At 56.5% G+C, this 16,325-nt stretch carries 12 protein-coding genes and 1 tRNA gene; all 13 read right to left on the minus strand.

The window, feature by feature from the left end:
- Window positions 1–16: 16 nt before the first annotated feature.
- The 13 genes from fusA to D0T11_RS00620 all read right to left on the minus strand — a co-directional run bounded on the left by fusA (window position 17) and on the right by D0T11_RS00620 (window position 16,317).
- Window positions 17–2,161 carry an elongation factor G gene (gene fusA / locus D0T11_RS00560; RefSeq protein ID WP_119653836.1) on the minus strand — a complete coding sequence of 715 codons (2,145 nt, stop codon included), beginning with the start codon at window positions 2,159–2,161 and terminating at the stop codon, window positions 17–19.
- A gap of 98 nt (window positions 2,162–2,259) precedes the next feature.
- The gene (rpsG, locus tag D0T11_RS00565) at window positions 2,260–2,727 is read right to left on the minus strand and encodes a 30S ribosomal protein S7 (RefSeq protein ID WP_019946177.1); all 468 of its coding nucleotides are present in this window, start codon (window positions 2,725–2,727) and stop codon (window positions 2,260–2,262) included.
- A gap of 86 nt (window positions 2,728–2,813) precedes the next feature.
- Window positions 2,814–3,236 (minus strand): 30S ribosomal protein S12, encoded by a 423-nt coding sequence (rpsL, locus tag D0T11_RS00570; protein WP_019946178.1) that lies wholly within the window; start codon window positions 3,234–3,236, stop codon window positions 2,814–2,816.
- A 165-nt stretch (window positions 3,237–3,401) separates the two neighbouring features.
- The gene (locus tag D0T11_RS00575) at window positions 3,402–3,749 is read right to left on the minus strand and encodes a DUF3467 domain-containing protein (RefSeq protein ID WP_119653837.1); all 348 of its coding nucleotides are present in this window, start codon (window positions 3,747–3,749) and stop codon (window positions 3,402–3,404) included.
- 319 nt (window positions 3,750–4,068) lie between these two features.
- The gene (gene rpoC, locus D0T11_RS00580; protein WP_119653838.1) at window positions 4,069–8,421 is read right to left on the minus strand and encodes a DNA-directed RNA polymerase subunit beta'; all 4,353 of its coding nucleotides are present in this window, start codon (window positions 8,419–8,421) and stop codon (window positions 4,069–4,071) included.
- Between the two features lie 342 nt (window positions 8,422–8,763).
- A complete protein-coding gene (rpoB, locus tag D0T11_RS00585; RefSeq protein ID WP_182888188.1) occupies window positions 8,764–12,639 on the minus strand; it encodes a DNA-directed RNA polymerase subunit beta in 3,876 nt (1,291 codons plus the stop codon).
- A gap of 300 nt (window positions 12,640–12,939) precedes the next feature.
- The gene (gene rplL / locus D0T11_RS00590) at window positions 12,940–13,311 is read right to left on the minus strand and encodes a 50S ribosomal protein L7/L12 (RefSeq protein WP_119653839.1); all 372 of its coding nucleotides are present in this window, start codon (window positions 13,309–13,311) and stop codon (window positions 12,940–12,942) included.
- A gap of 174 nt (window positions 13,312–13,485) precedes the next feature.
- Window positions 13,486–14,040, minus strand: coding sequence for a 50S ribosomal protein L10 (gene rplJ, locus D0T11_RS00595; protein ID WP_119653840.1), 555 nt, complete (start codon window positions 14,038–14,040; stop codon window positions 13,486–13,488).
- Window positions 14,041–14,058: 18 nt separating this feature from the next.
- Window positions 14,059–14,751: a 50S ribosomal protein L1 gene (gene rplA, locus D0T11_RS00600; protein WP_119653841.1), complete on the minus strand. Its 693-nt coding sequence runs from the start codon at window positions 14,749–14,751 to the stop codon at window positions 14,059–14,061.
- A gap of 18 nt (window positions 14,752–14,769) precedes the next feature.
- The gene (gene rplK / locus D0T11_RS00605) at window positions 14,770–15,213 is read right to left on the minus strand and encodes a 50S ribosomal protein L11 (protein ID WP_119653842.1); all 444 of its coding nucleotides are present in this window, start codon (window positions 15,211–15,213) and stop codon (window positions 14,770–14,772) included.
- 185 nt (window positions 15,214–15,398) lie between these two features.
- Window positions 15,399–15,968, minus strand: a complete 570-nt coding sequence (nusG, locus tag D0T11_RS00610) for a transcription termination/antitermination protein NusG (protein ID WP_119653843.1) — start codon at window positions 15,966–15,968, stop codon at window positions 15,399–15,401.
- 21 nt (window positions 15,969–15,989) lie between these two features.
- Complete coding sequence (secE, locus tag D0T11_RS00615) at window positions 15,990–16,184, minus strand: preprotein translocase subunit SecE (protein ID WP_119653844.1); 195 nt, start codon at window positions 16,182–16,184, stop codon at window positions 15,990–15,992.
- Window positions 16,185–16,243: 59 nt separating this feature from the next.
- A tRNA-Trp gene (locus D0T11_RS00620) sits at window positions 16,244–16,317 on the minus strand.
- Window positions 16,318–16,325: the final 8 nt, after the last annotated feature.

Below are 16,325 nucleotides of genomic sequence, written 5' to 3' on the forward strand. Positions count from 1 at the left end.
TTAATGAAAAAGCGGATTAGCGAATGGCGTTACCCTTCTGCTTGGCAATAATGGCTTCCGCGAGGTTGTTCGGCACCTGATCGTAGTGCGAGAACGTAAGCGAAGCGGAGGCCCGACCCGACGAAATGGTGCGCAGCGTAGTTACGTAGCCGAACAGCTCCGATAGCGGAACGTCAGCCTTGATAACGTTGGCACCTGCCTTCGTGTCCATGCCCTTCATAATACCCCGACGACGGTTCAGGTCACCCGTAACCGAGCCGGTGTATTCGTCCGGCGAAACTACTTCGACAGCCATGATTGGCTCAAGCAGTCGCGGACCGGCTTGCTTGCCGGCTTCCCGGAAACCACCCCGGGCGGCGAGTTCGAACGACAGCGCGTCCGAGTCAACGTCGTGGAAGGAGCCGTAGTACAGCCGGACGCGCATGCCCTCGATAGGGAAGCCCGCCAGCGGACCGTTCTTCATGGCTTCTTCGAAACCTTTCTGAATCGGCGCGATGAATTCGCGGGGGATGACACCACCCGTGATGTCGTTGACGAACTCCAGACCGGGTTTCTCCGGATCAGTTAGTTTCGGACCAAGTTCAAACTGGATGTCACCGAATTTACCCCGGCCACCCGTCTGCTTCTTGTACGTTTCGCGGTGCTCAACATTCTTGGTGAGAATCTCCTTATAGGCTACCATCGGGGCACCCTGGTTGATTTCCACTTTGAACTCCCGACGCATCCGGTCGATGATAATTTCGAGGTGAAGCTCTCCCATGCCTTTCAGTACCGTCTGGCCCGTCTCGGGGTCAGTCTGTACCACTAGGGTCGGATCTTCTTCCACGAGCTTGGCAATAGCCATGCCCATGCGGTCCATATCCACCTGCGTCTTCGGCTCAATAGCGTAACCGATAACGGGCTCAGGGAACGACATCGACTCGAGCACAATCGGGTGCTTCTCGTCGCTCAGCGTATCACCGGTCTTGATGTCCTTGAAACCCACACCGGCGGCAATGTCGCCGGCCTGAATCTTATCAATCGGGTTCTGCTTGTTGGAGTGCATCTGCATGAGGCGCGAGATCCGCTCCTTCTTGTTCGTGCGGTTGTTGTGCACGTACGAACCAGCGTCAAGCACCCCGCTGTAGCAGCGGAAGAAGCACAGACGGCCCACAAAGGGGTCGGTGGCAATCTTAAAGGCCAAAGCCGTGAAAGGCTCCGAGTTGTCGGGGTGACGCTCGATTTCCTCTTCCGTATCGGGGTTTTTGCCGATAATGGGGGGCATGTCGAGCGGCGAGGGCAGGTAGGCCATTACGCCGTCCAGCATCGTCTGTACACCTTTGTTCTTGAAGGCCGAGCCGCACATCACGGGCGAAAACTTCATGTCGATAACCGCCTGGCGGATCACGACCATCATTTCCTCACGGGTAATGGAGTCCGGGTCGTCGAAGAACTTCTCCAGCAGGGCGTCGTCGTATTCGGCAACGCTTTCCACCAGCTTCTGGCGCCACTCGGCTACCGTATCCACGAGGTCCTCGGGAACGGGGATTTCGTGGAACGATTTGCCCTGGGTCGCGTCGTCCCACACAATGGCTTTGCCAGTCAGCAGGTCAACTACGCCTTTGAAGGTATCTTCAGCGCCAATCGGAATCTGGAGTGGCACGGGGTTAGCGCCCAGCTTCTCCTTGATTTCGTTTACGGCTTTGAAGAAGTCGGCACCTGCACGGTCCATCTTGTTGACGAAGCAGATGCGGGGCACCTTGTACTTGTCAGCCTGACGCCATACAGTTTCCGACTGCGGCTCCACACCGGATACAGCACAGAACAACGCCACAGCGCCGTCGAGCACGCGCAACGAGCGCTCCACCTCTACGGTAAAGTCTACGTGACCGGGGGTGTCAATCAGGTTGATTTTGTACTGCTTGGTGCTTTCAACTGGTTCGCCGTTGGCGTCAGTCGGGTAGTTCCAGAAGGTGGTAGTAGCGGCCGAGGTAATGGTGATACCCCGCTCCTGCTCCTGCTCCATCCAGTCCATCGTGGCGGCACCTTCGTGCACCTCCCCGATTTTGTGGGTCTTACCGGTATAGTAGAGAATGCGCTCCGACGTGGTGGTTTTACCGGCGTCGATGTGCGCCATAATCCCGATATTCCGGAGGTATTGCAGATCTTTATTTACAGCCATTGGTTCAATGAGTGAGTAAGTGAATGAGTGAATGAGTGAGGCGAATGAATAGTTCAGTTCCTGAACTTCGCTCCGTTACTCATCCGCTTATTCGCCACTTAGAAACGGAAGTGCGAGAAGGCCTTGTTGGCTTCCGCCATCCGATGCGTGTCGTCCTTTTTCTTCACGGCAGCACCTTCCCCTTTCGCGGCGGCAATGATTTCGCCGGCCAGCTTATCTTTCATGGTCTTTTCACCACGGCGACGAGCATACTGAATCAGCCACTTCGAGCCAACAGCAATCCGACGGTCGGGACGAACTTCGATCGGCACCTGGAAGGTAGCACCACCTACGCGGCGGCTCTTCACTTCTACGGTCGGCATCACGTTGTTCAGGGCTTTGCGCCACATCTCCACGCCGCTTTCCTTGGTGCGCGCTTCTACCAGCTCGCAGGCGTCGTAGAAAATGGTGTAGGCCAGGTTTTTCTTCCCGTCATACATCATATAGTTGACGAAACGGGTTACCAGCGTCTCCTTGTATTTGGGGTCGGGCAGGAGGATGCGCTTCTTTGGTTTTGACTTTCTCATGGGTGTAGAAATGAGTTGAGGTAGCGGGCAAGTGGGATAAGAACCATGTGCTATCCAGCACTTCGCACTACCTCACTCGGTTTCAATTACTTTTTCTTCTTAGCGGGAGCACCTTTGCCGGCAGCGGCTGCCTGGCCGGGCTTCGGACGCTTGGCTCCGTATTTCGAACGGCGCTGAGTACGGCCGTTTACACCAGCCGTATCGAGGGCACCGCGGATGATGTGGTAACGCACGCCGGGCAAATCTTTCACCCGACCACCACGAATCAGCACGATGCTGTGCTCCTGCAGGTTGTGGCCTTCACCGGGGATGTAGGCGTTTACTTCTTTGCCGTTGGTGAGGCGCACGCGGGCTACCTTACGCATAGCCGAGTTCGGCTTCTTAGGCGTGGTGGTGTACACACGGGTGCATACGCCACGGCGCTGCGGGCACGAGTCAAGGGCCGGCGACTTCGACTTGGTCGTCAGCTTCTCGCGGCCTTTTCGTACTAACTGGTTGATAGTAGGCATTTACGGAATGTTTTGTCAAGGAGGGTTCTCTCCCAAAAATTAGGCTTGCAAAGGTAGAAAAGATGCTGACCAATAGCAAACCGGTTGAGATAGTTTGTTTTAGGAGTCAACATCAGCCCATTGTAGGGGCGTGGCTTGCCCCCGCCCCTACTTTCTTCCCTACTATTACGCTTCCCCCATCGTGCCACCAAAGCCCATCGGGTAAGCGGGCGTATCGCTCTGGGGCTTGATATTGCCGTGAGCCTGCTCGAACCGCTCGATGTTCTCTGCCAGTGCTGCTTGCAAACGCTTGGCGTGCTCGGGCGTGAGGATGATGCGCGACTTTACCTTGGCCTTGGGCAGGCCCGGCATCAGCCGGATAAAGTCAATCACAAACTCACTGCTGCTGTGGGCAATCATGGCCAGGTTGGCGTACTCGCCCTCGGCTATTTCCTCCGACAGCTCGATGTTGATGGCGTTCGGGTCCTGCGGCTGGGCCGCGTCGGGGTTCTGGGGTTCGGTGGGTTGGTTCATGAGGTTAGGTTTTTGCGGTCGGCCTTTAGTTGCCGACGCTTTTGTTTAGCGGTAGAGATTGTGAAAACGCAAATGATGACGGTTAAGCCTACACTGATATAGTCAATGAAATTAAAGCTATTCGAATCAGCCTGACTGTTGTAGCTATTGACACATAATATCAAGCACATGATAGTTGGTATGCGAGCAGCCAGCTTGCACCTACAATAAGCAGTAGATACCGCATCAGTTTTCAGGTTAGCTAAACCGTCAAAGCTAAAAAGAAAACCCCAGCCGAATCACTTCGGCTGGGGTTTTCTCGTTTACTCACTTCCGCAGATTACTCTGCCGATACCTCGCGCTTGGCGCGCGATGGACGCTTGGTAGGCGTGGCAGCCTCCTCGGCCTTGGCGGCCTGAGCAGCTTCCATCTCTTCCTTCGAGCCCACAATCTGGCGGGTGTACTCGCGCAGACCGGTACCGGCCGGGATGAGGTGGCCCACAATCACGTTCTCCTTGAGGCCCAGCAGTTCGTCGGCCTTGCCACGGATGGCGGCTTCCGACAGCACCTTGGTCGTCTCCTGGAAGGAAGCGGCCGAGATGAACGACTGGGTGCCCAACGACGCCTGGGTGATACCCTGGAGCGTCGGACGCGAAACCGAAGGTTGGGCGTCGCGCACTTCGACCAGCGTCAGGTCGCGGCGGCGCAGGCTGCTGTTCTCGTCGCGCAGACGACGAGCCGTTACAATCTGGCCGGGCTTGAAGTTGCTCGAATCACCGGCAGTCGTTACCACTTTCATGTCGATGATGGTATCATTCTCTTCCATGAAGATAATCTTGTCGATTACCTGATGTTCGAGGAACGACGTGTCACCGGCGTCGAGGATAACTACCTTCTGCATCATCTGGCGGACGACCACCTCGATGTGCTTGTCGTTGATCTTCACACCCTGCAAGCGGTACACTTCCTGAATTTCGTTCACGAGGTATTCCTGCACGGCACCCGGACCCTGAATGCTCAGGATATCGGACGGCGTAATGGCCCCATCGGAGAGCGGCGAACCAGCGCGGATGAAGTCGTTGTCCTGCACCAGAATGTGCTTCGACAGCGGCACCATGTACTTCTTCTTGACGCCGTCTTTCGACTCGACAAAGATTTCACGGTTACCACGCTTCACCGTACCATAGGTTACCACGCCATCGATTTCGGCCACAACAGCCGGGTTCGATGGGTTACGGGCTTCGAAGAGTTCCGTAACGCGGGGCAGACCACCGGTAATGTCGCGGGTTTTGCCCACGGCACGCGGAATCTTGGCCAGAATCTGACCAGCCTTGATTTTCTGGCCGTTCTCCACATTGATGTGGGAACCCACCGGAATGCTGTAGGCCTTCTGTCCCTCCTCGTCGCCCTTTTTGCCGGGGCGCACGATGATGGCGGGGTTCTGGTCCTTGGCCGACTTGGATTCGATAATCACCTTCTCGCGGTGACCCGTCTGCTCGTCCGACTCCTCCCGATAAGTGATACCATCAATAATGGCATCGTACACAACGGCACCATCAAACTCGGCCAGAATAACGGCGTTGTAAGGGTCCCAATTATTGAGCTCCTGGCCCTTCTCTACCTCCTGGCCTTCATCGACCAGCAGGAACGAGCCGTAGGGCACGTGGTTCGAGATGAACACCTTGCCGGTGCCCTTCTCGACGATACGGATTTCGCCCGAACGACCCATCACCACTTTGCCCTTCACGCCTTCGTCGGTCAGGGTATCCACGGTGCGGATGTCTTCGAACTCGACCACGCCCGCGAACTTAGCGCGGATGCTGGCTTCTACGGCAATGTTGGAGGCCGTACCACCTACGTGGAAAGTACGCAGCGTGAGCTGAGTACCGGGCTCGCCAATGGACTGAGCGGCAATTACACCTACTGCCTCACCGCGCTGGACCATGCGGCCCGACGAAAGGTTACGGCCGTAGCACTTGGCGCAGATACCACGCTTGCTTTCGCAGGTCAGTACCGAGCGAATCTCCACCGACTCGATGCTCGTGGCATCGATGCGACGGGTGGTTTCCTCCACGATTTCCTCACCGGCTTCCAGAATCACTTCGTCGGTGAGCGGGTCCACGATATCGTGAACGGCCACGCGACCCAAGATCCGCTCGGCCAACGGCTCCACGATGTCCTCGTTATCCTTCAAGGCGAAGGTTTCGATACCGCGCAACGTGCCGCAATCCGGCTCGTTCACGATAACGTCCTGCGATACGTCCACCAGACGACGGGTCAGGTAGCCGGCGTCAGCCGTCTTCAGAGCCGTGTCGGCCAAACCTTTCCGGGCACCGTGGGTCGAGATAAAGTACTCGATTACGTCCAGACCTTCTTTGAAGTTAGACAGAATCGGGTTCTCGATAATCTCGCCAATCGAACCCTGGAGCGACTTCTGCGGCTTGGCCATCAGCCCCCGCATACCGCCGAGCTGACGAATCTGCTCGCGCGAACCCCGGGCACCGGAGTGCATCATCATGTAAATCGAGTTGAAGCCCTGGTTCTCCTTTTCGAGGCGACCCATGAGGGTTTCAGTGATTTGGTTGTTGATACGCGTCCAGATGTCAATAACCTGGTTGTACCGCTCGTTGTCGGTAATCAGACCCATCTGGTAGTTCTGGGTTACCGCTTTCACGTCGTTCTGCGCCTGCAGTACCAGCTCATCCTTCTCCTTAGGAATCTGGATGTCGCCCAGACCCATCGACAGACCACCTTTGTAAGCTGACTGGAAGCCCAGCGTCTTGATGTCGTCGAGGAACTGCGCGGTGCGGGCCATGCCGGTGCGCTTGAAGACCATCGAGATGATCTGCTGGAGCTTCTTCTTGGTGAGCAGCTCATCCACGAAACCTACCTCAGCGGGCACGAGCTGGTTGAACAGCACGCGGCCAGCCACAGTCTCCACGATTTTAGTCACGAGGTTATCCTCCTCGTCGCGAATCTGGGTGCGCACCTTGATGTAGGCGTGCTTGGAGAGGCGGTTTTCGTTGAGGGCAATTACTACTTCCTCATCGGAGTAGAACACCATGCCTTCGCCCTGAATCGTTTCCTCGGGTGTGGTACGCTTGCCCTTGGTTACGTAGTAAAGGCCCAGGACCATGTCCTGCGACGGTACCGCGATGGGCGCGCCGTTGGCCGGGTTCAGGATGTTGTGCGAGGCCAGCATGAGCATGGAGGCTTCCAGGATAGCGGCCGGCCCGAGGGGCACGTGCACAGCCATCTGGTCACCGTCAAAGTCAGCGTTGAAGGCCGTACAAACGAGGGGGTGCAGCTGGATAGCCTTGCCCTCGATGAGGCGCGGCTGGAACGCCTGGATACCCAAGCGGTGCAGCGTAGGAGCGCGGTTGAGCAATACTGGGTGGCCTTTCAGCACGTTCTCCAGAATGTCCCATACCACGGCGTCCTTGCGGTCCACGATTTTCTTGGCCGACTTCACCGTTTTCACGATGCCGCGCTCGATGAGCTTGCGGATGATGAACGGCTTGAACAGTTCGGCTGCCATATTCTTGGGCAGACCGCACTCGTGCAGCTTCAACTCGGGACCTACTACAATAACCGAACGACCGGAATAGTCGACCCGCTTACCGAGCAGGTTCTGACGGAAACGGCCCTGCTTGCCTTTCAGCATATCGGACAGCGACTTCAGGGCCCGGTTGCCTTCGGCGCGCACGGCATTCACCTTCCGCGAGTTGTCGAAGAGCGAGTCCACGGCTTCCTGCAACATGCGCTTCTCGTTCCGCAGAATCACCTCGGGAGCCTTGATTTCGATCAGGCGCTTGAGGCGGTTGTTGCGGATGATCACGCGACGGTACAGGTCGTTCAGGTCGGAGGTAGCGAAACGGCCACCGTCGAGCGGAACCAAGGGGCGCAGTTCCGGCGGAATTACGGGCACCATGCGGATAACCATCCACTCGGGGCGGTTCTCCACGCGGGTGGCCGCGTCACGGAACGCTTCCACCACACGCAGACGCTTGAGGGCCTCGGCCTTCCGCTGCTGCGACGTTTCGTGGGCGGCGGAATCCCGCAGCGAGTAGCTCAGTTCATCAAGGTTGATGCGCTCGAGCAGCATTTGCAGCGCCTCGGCACCCATCCGGGCGATGAACTTGTTCGGGTCGTCGTTCGGCAGCATCTGGTTCTCCCGGGGGAGCTTGTCGATGATGTCGAGGTATTCGTCCTCGGTCAGAAAGTCGAGCTGCTGCACGCCTTCCTCAGCCAGCAGGCCCGGCTGTACTACGGCGTAGCGCTCATAGTAAATGATTTGGTCGAGCTTTTTGGTGGGCAGGCCCAGCAGGTAGCCGATTTTATTGGGCAGGGACTTAAAGTACCAGATATGCGCTACGGGCACCACCAGTTCGATGTGGCCCATCCGCTCCCGGCGAACTTTCTTCTCGGTCACCTCCACGCCGCAACGGTCGCAGATGATGCCCTTGTAGCGGATGCGCTTGTATTTGCCGCAGTGGCATTCCCAGTCTTTCACCGGACCGAAAATCCGTTCGCAGAACAGACCGCCCATCTCGGGCTTGTAGGTCCGGTAGTTGATCGTCTCGGGCTTCACTACTTCGCCGTTCGACCGCTCCAGAATGGATTCGGGCGAGGCCAGCGAAATGGTGACTTTCGAGAAGTCCTGTACCAGTTTCTTGTTTTTTGCAAACGCCATGTGTGGAAGCTATTAGCTGTTGGCTTTGTGGGCTATTCAGAATAATCGGCCCTTCTTAAGAAGAGTCCGAAAAACCAGAACAGTTCGACTCTGCTAAAAGTGCTCTGTCGGTCGGATAGGTACGCCGGGCAGTAGATTCGAGCAGGTCTGGTAAATAACAGTTTGGCTTTGGGCAAAGCCAAACTTGGTACGGGCGGCCAGGGTCGGCAGCGGGGTCGTTCGGACCATATCTCGAAACGACGCCGACCAAGGCTGCAATCGGTTTCCCGAACCGCGTATAGCAAAACGCTCGAAAGCGGGAGCTGCCAGCGTCAGAACGCCGGCAACTCCCCTTTTCAACCGTTAGTCAAGCGTGATTTCCAGGGCCAGACCGCGCAACTCGTGAATGAGTACGTTGAACGACTCGGGGATATTCGGCTTGGGCAGAATGTCGCCTTTTACAATGGCTTCGTACGCCTTAGCCCGACCTACCACGTCATCCGACTTCACCGTCAGGATTTCCTGGAGGACGTTGGAAGCGCCGAAGGCTTCCAGCGCCCACACTTCCATCTCGCCAAAGCGCTGACCACCGAACTGGGCCTTACCACCCAGCGGCTGCTGGGTAATGAGCGAGTACGGGCCAATGGAACGGGCGTGCATCTTGTCATCCACCAGGTGACCCAGTTTCAGCATGTAGATAACACCCACCGTTACCGGCTGGTCGAAGCGCTGACCCGTCAGGCCGTCGTGCAAATACGCACGACCCCAGTCGGGCAAACCGGCTTCGGTCAGTTCCTTGGCTACTTCGTCCTCGGTGGCACCGTCGAAAATCGGGGTAGCGTAGGTACGGCCCATTTTCAGACCGGCCCAGCCGAGTACGGTTTCGTAGATCTGACCGATGTTCATCCGGCTTGGTACACCAAGCGGGTTGAGTACGATGTCCATGGGAGTGCCGTCGGGCAGGAAAGGCATGTCCTCATCGCGCACGATGCGGGCTACCACCCCTTTGTTACCGTGACGACCAGCCATCTTGTCACCTACCTTCAGCTTGCGCTTCTTGGCGATGTACACTTTGGCCAGCTGCACAATACCAGCGGGCAGTTCGTCGCCAACCTCCAGCGTGAACCGGTCGCGCTTGAAGCGGGCCGTGATGGTGTTACGGCGCTTGGCGTAGTTCTTCACCAGGTCCAGCACCATCCCGTTTACGCGGGCATCGGCGGTCCAGCCTTCCAGCACGAGGTCTTTGAACATGTTCACCTCCTCGGGCACGGCGTAATTGCTCTCGTCCTTGTAGGGGTTCTTCTCGGGGAAGAGGTTTTCGGCCACGTTCTTCTTGCCGAACTTCGCCCCTTTGGTGATGATTTCGTCACCGAACTTGTGCTTCACGCCCTGGGAGGTTTTGCCTTCCAGCAGCTGGGTCAGCTTCTCCACCATCACGGCTTTGATGCCGCGCAGCTCGCGAGCGTACGACTCCTTCAGCTCTTCGACTTCCTTCTTGGACTTGGCCCGCAGGTTTTTGTCTTTTTTAGGACGTGAGAACAGCTTGGTGCCGATAACCACCCCTTGCAGGGACGGCGGTGCCTTAAGGGAGGCGTCTTTCACGTCGCCGGCCTTGTCGCCGAAGATGGCGCGGAGCAGCTTCTCTTCCGGGGTCGGGTCGGTTTCGCCCTTGGGCGTAATCTTACCGATCAGAATGTCGCCTTCCTTCACCTCGGCGCCCAGACGGATGATACCGTTGTCGTCGAGGTTGCGCACGGCTTCTTCGCTCACGTTCGGAATTTCCGAGGTCAGCTCTTCTTCGCCGCGCTTGGTTTCGCGCACTTCCAGCTCAAACTCCTCAATGTGAATCGAGGTGAAAATGTCGTCGCGCACTACTTTCTCCGAGATGACAATGGCATCCTCAAAGTTGTAGCCCTGCCACGGCATGAACGCCACCTGCATGTTGCGGCCCAGGGCCAGCTCGCCTTTGTTGGTGCCGTAGCCTTCGCACAGCACTTGGCCCTTGCTCACCCGTTCGCCCGTTTTCACGAGCGGCGTCAGGTTGATGCAGGTATCTTGGTTGGTACGGCGGAACTTGATCAGGTCGTAGGAAATCCGTTCAGCATCGAAGCTGACCAGAATTTCGTCCGCCGTCAGGTCGTACTTCACGATGATACGGTTGGCATCCACGTAGTCGATAACCCCGTCGCCCTCCGCTACCACCAGGGTGCGGGAGTCGGTGGCTACGCGGCCTTCGAGGCCGGTACCCACGATGGGGGCTTCGGCCTTGAGCAGCGGAACTGCCTGGCGCTGCATGTTCGAGCCCATCAGGGCGCGGTTAGCATCGTCGTGCTCCAGGAACGGAATCAGCGAAGCAGCTACCGATACAATCTGGTTCGGCGCTACGTCCATGTAGCTGTACTCCTCGGGGCCTACCACGGGGAAGTCACCCTCGAAGCGGCCTTTTACCAGGTCCTTGATGAAGTTACCGTCCTCATCAATCAGGGCGTTGGCCTGGGCAATGTGGTGGGTATCTTCCTCCTCGGCGGTTAGGTACTTCACGTTCTCCGTCATGTCCACTTTGCCGTTGAGGGCAGTGCGGTAGGGCGTTTCGATGAAGCCCATCGAGTTCACGCGGGCATGCACGCACAGCGACGAAATCAGACCAATGTTGGGTCCTTCCGGCGTTTCGATGGTGCAGAGGCGGCCGTAGTGGGTGTAGTGAACGTCCCGTACTTCGAAACCAGCCCGTTCGCGGCTCAGACCTCCCGGCCCCAGTGCCGATACGCGACGCTTGTGCGTCACCTCGGCCAGCGGGTTGGTCTGGTCCATGAACTGCGACAACTGGTTGGTGCCGAAGAACGAATTAATCACGCTCGATAGCGTCCGGGCGTTGATCAGGTCAACCGGCTTGAAGTCCTCGTTGTCGCGCACGTTCATGCGCTCCTTGATGGTCCGGGCCATCCGGGCCAGGCCCACGCCGAACTGCGAGTATAGCTGCTCGCCTACCGTGCGTACCCGGCGGTTGCTCAAGTGGTCAATGTCGTCGACAATGGCCTTCGAGTTGATCAGACCGATCAGGTACTTCACGATGAGCACGATGTCCTCATTGGTCAGCACGCGCGCCTCCCAACCGGTATCGATACCCAGCTTCTTATTAATACGGTAGCGGCCTACGTCGCCGAGGTCGTAACGCTTGTCCGAGAAAAACAGCTTCTGGATGATGTCGCGGGCCGTTTCTTCGTCGGGCGCCTCCGTGTTCCGGAGCTGACGATAGATTTGCTCCACGGCTTCCTTCTCCGAGTTGGAGTTGTCCTTTTGCAGCGTATTGTAAATGATTGCGTAGTCGGCAATATTCACGTTCTCGCGGTGCAGAATGACCGACTTGGCCCCGGCGTTGAGGATGATGTCGATATCTTCCTCCGCAATTTCGGAGTCGCGCTCCATGAGCACCTCGTTGCGGTCAATCGAAACCACTTCGCCGGTGTCCTCGTCCACGAAGTCCTCGGTCCAGGTGCGCAGCACCCGGGCAGCCAGCTTGCGGCCAACGGCTTTTTTGAGGTTCTTCTTGTCGGCCTTCACCTCTTCCGACAGCCCGAACAAGTCAAGAATGTCTTTGTCGGTGCCGTAGCCGATGGCGCGGAGCAGGGTCGTAACCGGGAATTTCTTCTTCCGGTCGATGTAGGCGTACATCACGTTGTTCACGTCCGTGGCGAATTCAATCCACGAGCCCTTGAACGGGATAATGCGGGCCGAATACAGCTTGGTGCCGTTGGTGTGCTTGCTCTGGGCAAAGAACACGCCCGGCGAGCGGTGCAGCTGCGATACAATCACGCGCTCGGCCCCGTTGATAACGAACGAGCCTTTCTCAGTCATGTAGGGAATATTTCCCAGGAACACTTCCTGCTCAATCGTTTCGAAGTCTTCGTTATCCGAATCATTGCAGACCAAACGGAGCTTGGCCTTCAGGGGTACGGAATAGGTCAGGCCCCGGTCAATGCACTCGTCAACGGAGTACTTCGGCGGGTCCACATGGTAGTCCATGAAGGTCAGCACGAAGTTTTCGCGCGAGTCCGAAATCGGAAAATTCTCGGCAAATACTTTAAAAAGGCCCTCATCGGTCCGGTTCTCAGCAGCCGTTTCCAGCTGGAAGAAGTCCATGAACGAGCGTACCTGCACGTCCAGGAAGTCCGGGTACTCAATAACCTTTTTAATCTTGGCGAAGTTGATCCGCTCGTCAGCTGCCTGCAATTTTTGCAGGCCGGTCTGTGCTTTCGGTGTAGCCAATGTATGTGGGGTTAGGAAATGGATACTTGGAGAATCCAGGCCAGGCGGAGGACAGAATCCTCGGCTTGGCAAAAAATGTCAGAATTTAGTAGACACGCCGAAGCGCAAAGCAATACTAGTAGCACTTTGCGCTGGCCCGTCCGTAGCCGCGAAAAGCCGCAAAGCGGCGCGTAAACGGACTTCCGACTAGGTTGTGGCCTACAAACAGGAAAAGACCTGGCTTAGTTGCCAGGCCTCTCCTAATTTGCTGGTTGTTAGAGCAGGCAGCAGAAATTACTTAATCTCTACTTCGGCGCCGGCTTCTTCCAACTGCTTTTTCAGGCCTTCAGCCTCGTCCTTGGAAACACCTTCCTTCAGGGCCTTAGGGGCACCGTCAACCAATTCCTTGGCTTCCTTCAGGCCGAGGCCGGTCAGGTCTTTCACCAGTTTCACTACGGCCAGCTTGGCACCGCCAGCAGCTTTCAGGATCACGTCGAAGGTAGTTTTCTCCTCGGGAGCTTCAGCAGCAGCAGCAGCAGGACCAGCAACAGCGGCGGCAGCAGCTGGCTCGATGCCGTACTCATCCTTCAGGATGGTAGCCAACTCGTTTACTTCTTTTACCGTCAGGCTAACGAGCTGCTCGGCGAATGCTTTCAAATCTGCCATTTCTGTAGATTGTTAAAAAGGGGGGGTTGTTGGAAAAAATTTGTATTGCGTATCGGGCACGTAGCAGAGTATTCAATACGGTGCAGCGAGACTCAAAATAGATTCTGGCTCAGCACAGATACGGCTTACTCACTACTACCTACTCCATACTGACTTGAAAAAGACGAGCAGTGGTTAGCCTGCAACCTCTTCTTTTTCGGAAAGCGTTTTGAGGATGCCAGCCAGCTTGGTACCACCGCTCGACAGAGCAGAGATAACATTTTTGGCAGGCGACTGGAGCAAACCGATGATTTCACCGATGAGTTCCGTCTTGCCTTTCAGCGTGCTGAGGGTGCTTAACTGGTCGTGACCGATGTAGATGCCAGCATCTACGTAAGCCCCTTTCAGCGAGGGCCGAACCTTGGCAGTTTTGCTGTAGTTCTGAGCCTTGTGGAACTCCTGCATCAGCTTGGCCGGCGCGTTGCCCGACTCTTTCGAGAACAGGATACCCGACTGGCCTACCAGTGCCGCGTCCATCTCCGTCGTGTCCACTTCGAGGGTGTCGAGGGCTTTGCGGATGAACGTGTTCTTGTACACCTTGAACTCCATGCCGCGGTTGTAGCACAACCGGCGGAATTCGTTGATTTTCGCCACCGACATTCCCGACGCATCGGCAATGTAGAACGCGTTGTGCGATTGAAACTTCTCGCTCAACTCGTCGACGAGGGCTTGTTTTTCTTCCCGGATCATACGTCGTGTTGATTAAGGTTAGGCGGAAGTTACCGAAGTGTCAACCGGTACACCGGGCGACATCGTGCTCGAGAGCGTGATGCTCTTGATGTAGGTGCCTTTGGCCGACGAAGGCTTCAGACGCAACAGCGTCTGAATAACCTCGATGGCGTTTTCAGCCAGCTTCTGGTCGTCGAACGATACCTTGCCAACCGAGCAGTGAATGATACCGGTTTTGTCAACTTTGAAGTCGATTTTACCAGCCTTCACTTCCTGCACCGCTTTGGCTACGTCAGTCGTTACTGTACCCGACTTGGGGTTTGGCATCAGACCACGGGGACCGAGCACGCGGCCCAGACGACCCACTTTGGCCATTACCGCCGGCATCGTGATGATAACGTCGATGTCCGTCCATCCTTTCTCGATCTTGGCGATGTAGTCGTCCAGACCAACGAAATCGGCGCCAGCTGCGGTAGCTTCGGCTTCTTTGTCGGGCGTAACGAGGGCCAGAACGCGAACGGTTTTGCCGGTGCCGTGGGGCAGCGTGGCCACGCCACGTACCATCTGGTCAGCTTTGCGGGGGTCTACGCCCAGGCGAACATCGATATCAACTGAGGCGTCGAATTTCGTGTAGGTGATATCCTTCACGATTTTGGCAGCCTCCACCAGAGTCCGAACTTCGGTCAGGTCGTGCTTGGCAAGGGCTTCCTTGCGTTTTTTGCTAATTGCCATGTCTTCTCCGTTGTTAAATTATTCAGCAAAAGGAGAAGCGCCCGACACGGTGATGCCCATGCTGCGCGCCGTACCAGCCACCTGCTTCATGGCCGACTCTACCTTAAAGGCATTCAGGTCGGGCATTTTGGTTTCGGCAATGGTGCGAACCTGGTCCCATGACACCGACCCAACCTTGTTCCGGTTAGGCTCTTTCGAACCGCTCTGGAGCTTAGCAGCTTCCATGAGCAAAACCGGCACGGGGGGGGTCTTCACCACGAAGTCGAACGACTTGTCGGTGTACATGGTGATGAGTACAGGACAAACTTGGCCGGCCTTATCCTGGGTGCGCGCATTGAACTGCTTGCAGAACTCCATGATGTTAAGGCCTTTGCTACCAAGTGCAGGTCCAACCGGCGGCGCGGGATTCGCGGCACCTCCCTTTATCTGAAGCTTCAGATAACCTCTAATTTCCTTGGCCATTTGGTTTGTAAGGCTTCGGATGCGGCATCGTAACACGCCACCTCCTCAGTTTTTTGATTGCTCCTAAAAGTGGAAGCACCACCGGTCCGGAGCGGATAACCGATGACGTATGCTGAACGGGTTGCTGGTGACTGGTTGTTGGTCCGTGCGAAACTGATCGGCAACCAACAACTAGTTCCTGACAACTATTCCAGTTCCTTCTCGACCTGCGTGTAGCTAAGCTCCATAGGAGTGCTACGGCCGAATATTTTCACGATTACATTGAGCTTCTTGCGCTCCTCGAACACTTCGGACACGGTGCCCGACATGCCTGCGAAACCGCCGTCCACGATTTTAACCAGTTCTCCCACCACGAATGGTGTTTCCAGCGTGGCCGTCTGCTCTTCGGCTTCGTCCACAATCCCGAGGATGCGGTTAACTTCCGAAATGTGCAGGGGCACCGGCTTCATGTTCTGGTTAGCGGCCTTGCCCTCCTTGTCGGAGAGGAAGCCGATGATACCCGGCGTGCTGGTGATGATGTGGTCCACCTCGCCGTGGGTCAAGTCGGCGTGGATGATGATATAGCCGGGGTACAGGTTCCGCTCGCGTACGCGCTTCTTGCCGTTGCGCATCTCAAACACCTTCTCCACCGGAATCAATACCTGAGGAACCAACTCCGACAGCCCGTGGCGGCCGATTTCAGTTTCCAGGTAAGTCTTGGCTTTCTTCTCCTGTCCGCTAACCGAGCGGACTACGTACCATTTCAATTCGCCCATTGTCGTCGTATCTGCTGCCGATTAAAGGAACGAATTATAGAAAGCCTCTAGGCCTTCCTTGAAAATCACATCCATCACCCCTACCACTACCGCGAACAGGAAGGAGCCCAACAGCACCAAGCCGGCGCTCTTCTGTAATTCTTCCAGCGAAGGCCACGTCACCTTGTAGCGCATCTCTTCGGAAGTCTCCCGGATATAGTTGCTCAGTTTGCTCATGATAGTGGCACCGGTTAGGTGGTTAAAACTACGGCTGCCGAAGCAGCCGTCAGTCTTGGTGGCACGGGCGGAGAGATTCGAACTCCCATCAAAGGTTTTGGAGACCTCTATTCTACCCTTGAACTACGCCCGTGGATGCGT

Source organism: Hymenobacter rubripertinctus (assembly GCF_003583925.1).
Taxonomy (GTDB): Bacteria; Bacteroidota; Bacteroidia; order Cytophagales; family Hymenobacteraceae; genus Hymenobacter; species Hymenobacter rubripertinctus.